Genomic DNA, 1,424 nt, shown 5'->3' on the forward strand with positions numbered 1-1,424 from the left:
TCGCGCACCGGGATCAAGGTCGGTAAATTCGCGACCGGTCCGCCCGTTAAGAAATACTGAGTGAGCGCGCTGCCTCCCGCGGGCGCTACGCAAGCCGTGATAGATAGCGCAACGAGCGCGGCAAGCAGTATCGCGTAAAATTTTCTCATAAAAGCTCCGTTAAATGCCAATTTTAAATTAAAAATCAAACCGTGTAGCGATAAATTTAATCGCCGCACTTAAGCAAACTCGCTCAAATTTATAAATTTACATAAATTTAAGATGTAAGCCGTCGCGTGCGAGAATTTGCACTAAATTTTAAAATTTAGCGCAAATTCTAAAGCAAATTTCATTCGCTCCGTCGCGGCGTTTGCCACTCGCCCGCAATACGCCTAAAGCCACTAAAAATTTAGCGACCTAGTGCAAAATTTAAAACTCGAGCCCCCAAATTTAGCTACTTTATAAACCCGACCTGCGGTAAAATTTCAGCCAGCGCCGCGTCCTTTTTCTCGTTAAATTTGACCTTGTTCTGCTCGAAAAGATTATTTCCGTGCGCGTCGATCGAGACGATGAGTGGGCCAAACTCCTTCACACGGCACTTCCACAATGTCTCGGGCATCCCAAGCTCCGTCCAGTCGGCACTTTCGATCTCCTCGACCTGCGTAGCCGCCACCACCGCGCAGCCCGCGGGAAATACGCAGTGTATCGCGCCAAACTCCTTGCAGCCGCTCATCGTGCCCTCGCCCATGCCGCCTTTGCCCACGATCAGGCGCACGCCCGTTTTAGCGATAAACTCGCGCTCAAATTTCTCCATGCGCATGCTGGTAGTCGGCCCCACCGAGACCATCTCAAAGCCTTTATCGCCCGTTTTTCTGATGATCGGCCCCGCGTGCAGGATAGCGCCGCCCCTGATGTCTAGCGGTAGCTCGCGACCCTCCTGCACGACGCGTCTGTGCGGCACGTCGCGGCAGGTGACGATGTGCCCGCTGAGGTATATCACGTCGCCGATTTTGATATCCGCTAGATCCTCGGCGCTGATCGGCGTGGTTAAAATTTTCTTACTCATAGCGCGAACTCCTTGTGCGATTTTACGGCAAAATTTAGCTGCTCGTCCCAGACGATGTGGCCTTTGCGGTGCGACCAGCAGCCCACGTTTACGGCGACGGCGATGACGCTTGGGTGGCGGGCGCAGTTTTCGATATGTACGCCCATCACGGAGCTCGCGCCGCTCATGCCTTGCGGGCCCAGGCCGATTTTATTTATGCCATCTTCTAGCAGCTTTTCGGTTAGCGCGGCGCGTTCGTTCGGATTATGCGAGCCAAGAGGCCTCATCAGCGCTTTTTTAGATAGCAAGGATGCCACGTCGATCGAGGTGCCTACGCCTACGCCAACTAGCAGCGGCGGACAGGCGTTTATGCCGTAGCTGGTCATTATGTCCATGACGA

Annotated in this window: 2 protein-coding genes; both read right to left on the bottom strand. The window is 53.4% G+C overall.

Annotated elements, in window-relative coordinates; translation table 11 throughout:
- Positions 1-433: 433 nt before the first annotated feature.
- Positions 434-1,045, bottom strand: coding sequence for a L(+)-tartrate dehydratase subunit beta (gene ttdB / locus Q0314_RS06535; protein WP_298057654.1), 612 nt, complete (start codon positions 1,043-1,045; stop codon positions 434-436).
- Positions 1,042-1,424, bottom strand: a 383-nt coding sequence (locus tag Q0314_RS06540; protein WP_298057655.1) for a fumarate hydratase, incomplete at its 5' end; no start/stop codon positions are given. The genes Q0314_RS06540 and ttdB, both read right to left, overlap by 4 nt.

This window comes from uncultured Campylobacter sp., from assembly GCF_938040115.1.
Classification (GTDB): Bacteria; Campylobacterota; Campylobacteria; order Campylobacterales; family Campylobacteraceae; genus Campylobacter_A.